The organism is Psychrobacter sp. YGAH215 (assembly GCF_007280595.1).
GTDB classification, from domain to species: domain Bacteria; phylum Pseudomonadota; class Gammaproteobacteria; order Pseudomonadales; family Moraxellaceae; genus Psychrobacter; species Psychrobacter faecalis.
In genome coordinates, this window is the sequence record NZ_VKLR01000029.1 from 21,821 (window position 1) to 27,820 (window position 6,000).

Annotated in this window: 4 protein-coding genes; all 4 read right to left on the reverse strand. The window is 42.4% G+C overall.

Features of this window, described 5'->3' with window-relative positions; all coding sequences use genetic code 11:
- Positions 1-692 precede the first annotated feature (692 nt).
- Positions 693-1,661 (reverse strand): DNA-binding protein, encoded by a 969-nt coding sequence (locus FOR85_RS11205; RefSeq protein ID WP_144297972.1) that lies wholly within the window; start codon positions 1,659-1,661, stop codon positions 693-695.
- Positions 1,662-1,788: 127 nt separating this feature from the next.
- Complete coding sequence (locus tag FOR85_RS11210; RefSeq protein WP_025643904.1) at positions 1,789-2,085, reverse strand: hypothetical protein; 297 nt, start codon at positions 2,083-2,085, stop codon at positions 1,789-1,791.
- A gap of 140 nt (positions 2,086-2,225) precedes the next feature.
- Complete coding sequence (locus FOR85_RS11215) at positions 2,226-3,167, reverse strand: replication initiation protein (protein ID WP_058025554.1); 942 nt, start codon at positions 3,165-3,167, stop codon at positions 2,226-2,228.
- A 362-nt stretch (positions 3,168-3,529) separates the two neighbouring features.
- Entirely contained in the window at positions 3,530-5,683 is a 2,154-nt protein-coding gene (locus FOR85_RS11220; protein ID WP_144297973.1) for a MobA/MobL family protein, read from the reverse strand.
- Between the last annotated feature and the right edge of the window lie 317 nt (positions 5,684-6,000).

Consider the following 6,000-nt stretch of genomic DNA (forward strand, 5'->3'; position numbering starts at 1 on the left):
TACCTACCGTATACTTATTCGCTCGTTACATCCTCGTGCAGCTCTCTCTGTAATTGTTACCCGTCAAATGGGTGGCAGGCCTCGGCGACGACTGCGTTTGACATAAGGGTGAGCTCCCTACAGGGGTGACTAGACAAAGGATCAGAGCAACGCAATGAGTGGTTACTCGTGCATATCGTAGCGGTATATTGGGTTTAGGCCCTTGCTAGCGTATGACAGCACAGTAGCGGTTAAGAGCGTGTCTAGGCGGTGCTATCAGCCGTAATCTTAACAACCGTAGCTTGATACAGTGATACGGTCTTGATGACGCGATGGGCGATGAAGTCGGCATGACTAATCACATCAAATCCAAGGAATGCACTAAAGCGATTGTGAGTATTTTATCTACTCATAATCGCTTTAGGGTGAGTGTTCCTTGAAATCTGCTCAAGGCTCCAAAATCAGCATAAATTCACTTAGGCTAATTTAAGTAGTATATAGCCCACTCGGCTATATACTATAAGAGTCCAGAGAAAAATTTAGAATAGTTAATATACAACAATCACTTATTCAGTGAGTCGATATTGTCATGGTTGATTCATAAGCTTAGTGTGAATAGAACGAGATCTATGTCTTGGGCAAAGTATCTTTCACACTCATAACTGTTCTTTATCTTGAAATTCTAATTAAACTGAAACCTCGAATACTTTTATTTACTCAGCATCCAAAGCATTATCTTTGTTTTGAATAAGTATCAGAGCATCTTGTGCTTTCTTAAGTTGATCTTGTAACAGAGTCACTTGTTCTTGCTCCGATAGGTGATGGCTTGATAGCTCGCTATACTGCTTATTCAGTACGCTATGCTCAGCTTCAAGCTTAGCCTGTGTTTGGGTCAGCTGATCGTTGAGTCCTGATAGCTTATCGCGTTCAGCGATTATGGCCTTTAACTCTCCTTTCACTTCTGCTGTAAGATTCGTTATCTCGTTGCGCTCAATAACGACTGTCTTTAGCTCATCCTTAGTTGCTGTCAGTTCTGTTTGCAGACGCGCGATCTCTGCTTTATCGCTATTAGCAGTGGCTTCAAGCGTGGCCACTTTTGATAAGTTGACGTTAAGCTCTTTTGCTTGCTGATCAAAGCTGCTGCGCAGCTCTGCAAGTTGCGCTTGGGCTGCATCTGTTTTAGCTTGCTCAAGCTCAAGCGCGTGCTGAGTATCACTGAGCGTCTGTAACAACGTGTCACGCTCAGCAGTCACTTGAGCTGTACTGATTGCCGCTGCCTCTGCCGTTGCTGTCACCTCATCGAGCTGTGCCAACAAATCGGCTTGTTCACTCTCTAGGGTCTTAACCGCCTCTTGCGCCTCGTCTGTCTCAGCTTGTGCCTTGGCCTTAATACCATCTAACGCTTCACGCTCTTTCACCAGACGATCATTAGCCATATCAATAGCCGTCTGCCACATATCAGCCCCAAGCGTGTGCAAGCGTTCAGTGATACCGCTAGGTAAATCCACTTGTTGTAGCTCTTGCTCTTCCTGCTGTTCTCGCTTCCAACTCTGCATCGCATCACTAATGGTAGTGAATGAGCCACCGCCTAGCGCCTTACGCACCTCTGCCAGTGTCGGCTTGATCCCTTGCTCCTGTAATCGGTCAGCTGCTGCATGAATATCTTGTGTGGTGAGTGCCATGATTTTGTATTCCTTGATAGTGTATTGTATTATATTGTATATAGTATAATACAATATACAACATACTACAATGCAAGGTGTAAAAAAACCCCAAGTCGTCTTGAGGTTATAACTTGTTGGCTAAGACTTAATGATCAGTTAGGTATTCTTCTAGGGCATCATTGATCATGTCCTGATAGTTACCGCCTGTCTGCTTGGCTCTGTCCTTAAACTTAGCAAGAATGCTTGGGCTGATAACACTGGCTTCTGTAGTAAGCGTTTGTGGTTTGATACTGCCACGGATCGCGCCTGACCAGTCGGTGATTTCTGGAATGTCCGATAGATCAATGTCGTCATCGCTAAGCGTTGCTAAGTACTCTAAGTCCGCTTGCTGCTTAGCCGTTAATGGCGGCAACTTATCTATGTGATAACTAACCTTGTTCATATTGTCTCCTTTCAATCTTTGTGGCACGCCTGGCAGAGATAATGCGTATAACCTCAGGCCATAGATTTCAAACACTGCAAAAGCATTGGCCTTTGACTCTTAAGTAAGCCATATATCATAATTGGTAGTAAACATAGTAATTACTTACCTTGACTGACTTTTGGTAAGTAGCTCTCAAGCGCTTTGTTTGGCTTGTTAAAGCTTTCAGGCTCCCGCTGTATGATGTTAATCATTTCACGCTTAAAACTATCAGTACTCATTTTACCGTCATAGCTTAAACCTGGGTGATCGTTATAGTCGTTCATAAACTGCACATTATCAACAATTGATTTGATCTTATCTTCTGACAATTTACCGTCTTTACCAGCAATTTTATCTAATAACTTTTTGTGAAATTTGAGCTTTAAGCCTTTATAGCCCTTCCCTCTTGCTTTTTTTTGATACTCTACACTGACTTTATAATTCGTATTTTCATTTATATCGTTGATAGCTGTTTCAATAACATATCTTCGCAACTCACTAAATTGCTTATACTTATCTTTAACACACATTACGTGTTTAAACTCTTCTATCGTAAACTCTTTGCTGTACTGGTATTGATTAACCCACATTACCACCAATTCATACATTTTTATTGAATGAATACTCGATAACTCACCTATTTCTAATAGCTTGTATTTAGTGAAATTAGCTTTAAGTTGCGTCAAATATGGCAGTATTTTATTTGCGAATGATAATACGACTTCTCCGTTATCTGGATCATAAACAATACTACTAACAAGCCTTGTTTGAAGCGTTTTATTCTCGGGCAAGCTCATAACAATATCGACGTCATATAAACGTTTGCTTGCGTTCTCTATGTCACGATAAACATTCTGTTCGTTCTTAGACTTCTTACCAAAAAACAATGATTTAATATCATCAACTGTTACTTTATATTCTGTGTCTTGCGTGACATTTGGTGCATCAGGCCTACTGTCAATTTGACTGATACAAGCAAGCATGAGCTCTTTATCCGTCTTTTGCATTGTGTACGTTGCTAGGATTAAATCATTTGACTGAACAACTAAGTTATTTTCCATTTCAACTCTGCGCCCATAGTTACATTTAACAAGATCTTATCATAAAATAGAGTTATAAAAAGAGTGTTTTTTATTTATCTCTGTTTTCTGCTCATTTACTCTGTTTTCTGCTCATTTACTCTGTTTTCTGCTCATTTACTCTGTTTTCTGCTCATTTACTCTTTTTCTTTCTTGTAAGCTATTGATTTTAAAGGTGAAAAAAGGCTCTTAAACAGGAGTAAACAGGAGTAAACAGGATCAAATAAAAACCCTTAAAGAAACGGGTGATAAAATTTTCTGTGGATAAGTGAAAAAACATCACTTAAACCACGTAGCTTGCCTAAGCAACTTATCCCTCAGTAATCGTTTTTTTAAGGATGAGATTAAGGACTAAATCCTCGGCTAGGTGTATTAGTTCTACTCACTTGATACTGATAGGTCTCTAAACCACCCTGTAGTGCTCTGTGTTGGCTTTCAGACAGCTCTTTGCCATATTGCTCAGTAAACGTCTCTAAAGTGGCTTTAAGAGCCTCTGAGTAGGTTTTACGCTGGGTTGTTGGTAAGGAGTTGACATCACGCAATGCAAGTTTGAATTGCTCACAGGTTTCATTTAAGGTATCTGCTAAATGTTCTTTGGCAAGCCCTCTTGCCTCAGTTGGGTAGTTATCCTGATTGATGTAATCCGTTAATTCTTCTATATAGCTGAACGATGACATGGTGTCCCGAGTCATTCTCCCTACCTCTCCTGCGCTACCGCCCAGCTCGTCGATGTTACTGGTATTCAATGCCGCTCGTTTTTGATCGAGATTGTCTCTGAAGTCTGTAAAATGCTTGATAAGCGCTAGATACTGCTTTCGTTCAGCATTAGGATCACGCAACAGCTTAATAATGGCTTTGTTGTTTTCAACCAGCGTGTGATCAAAACGTTTGGCCACTTGGCGTAAGTGCGCGGTAAATTCCACCGCTTTATCGTGGTCCTCAATACCATGGCGCTGTGCAAACTCGCTAAGTTGCGCCACTTGCCGCTGATCAAATTTATCAGGGGCGTCATCCGCGGTTTCTCCTTGAGCCCATCTGATAGCCATATCATCACGATGACGTTGTATTAAGCGCATGGCTAGGTGCAGCTTCATACGTTCAACATACTCAAAGATTCTCTCATCTTCAAAACGGTTTGCTCGAGTGTCTCGATCAATTTGTCTTTGCTGTCGATCAAGTCGAGCAGCTCTTGCTCGTCGTGCGTCGTCATCGAAGGGGTTGGGGACTGGTTTTGCTCGCTCTGCAATGCCTTGATGGATGCCCTGAGCGACTGATTCGCTGTTTGCAGCTCTTTTTGAGTTTGCACTAATCCACTGTTTTGAGAGATCAATGCGTTGTTGTGCTTTTTGGCTTCTTCGGTCTGTTCCATTAATCCACTTTGGTAGGTTTTCACATCGCTCAGCTGCCCAAGCAACGCCTCGTTTTGCGTCTTCAATGCATCGTTTTGTGTCGTCAACTCGATCTGCTGTTCTGTTAGATTGTTCTGTGCAGTACGTAATGTCGTGTTCTGAGCTTTCAATAAGTTGTTTTGTGAGGTCAGCTCGCTGTTTTGTGCCTCCAATGAGTCTATGTAGTCTTGCATTTTGCTCAGTTGCCCGAGTAAGTCCGTCTCTAAGTTGTTTGATTCGTCGCTCATGGTCTGCCTCCTGTTTGATATGGTTCTCAGCAACCAGTTTGTTGCGTGCTTTGATTGCTCGGTTGGTATTGCCTTTTTCGGTCATGATGCCTCGGCGCTCCATTGCCGTTGCATGAACGCCCATTTTGATGGTGGGCTGCTGATCAAGCCCCTGATCTTTATAACTGCGTGCATCCATTAGCGGTAGATTGTGCTGTGCTAACACCTTGTTGGCGGTATCTACCCACATCTCACGAATGCGCTTAATTTCTTTCATTGATGACGGCAGACCATGTTTTTTACGTTTTTTATTAGACCACTCAAACGGGGTCTTAAGGTTTGGGTCAAATGCCAAGGTTTTATTGGGCCCAACGATGGGCGCTCGAGTGGTGACTAAAATATGCGCGTGAAAATTGCGCGGATCAGGATTTTTCTCCCCTTCGCGCAGTCGCTTAGAGCTGGGTTTAGCGTCAGGATCAAAAGGCAGCTTCATCACTGGACGGTGAATACAAACATCAGCAATCACGTCCATATCATCAACCAGCTTTTGGGCAAAATCTATTGCCAGTGAATGGCGATCTTGCTCAGACAACTCATAAGGTAGATTAATCAGCCACTCACGCGCCACTCGACTGTCCGAACGAGTCTCTGCTGCCTCAGCCAAATTCCAAAGCATCTCTCTATCGACATTCACACCTAGTGCTCTTAGCGCAAATGGCAAAACGATATCACTACTCATGACGCCAGACTTTTTACTATAGTCGTGGGTCTTACCGTATTTAACATCATCAAGAATATCACCAGCACGATAGGCGGCACACGCCACAGCAGATTGCCCTGCTTTTCGAGAAATTGCTTTAGTGTCGATATGAACCATTGTCATAATAAGCGAGCCTAATCTTGAGTTTTTTGCACACCACGTCTTTTGTGGTGTGCGGGGTTTGGGGTTTCCCCAACGAAGAAGGATTCAAAATTAAGATAGTAACGAAGTGGATAGATTAAATTTTGAGTCGTTGCTTCGCCCTTAGTCAGGGGGACGCCACCATTAAATACTAAAATAATATATCTAAGATGTCTGATGCGGTTGTGTTAAAGCTTACCACAAGCGATTGAATGATAGTGAGGTGCTTGCTATGCTGAGTAAAATTTAATTGATAAGGATAAATCTGATGTCAGTATCTAATAATAAAGCGCCTGTGT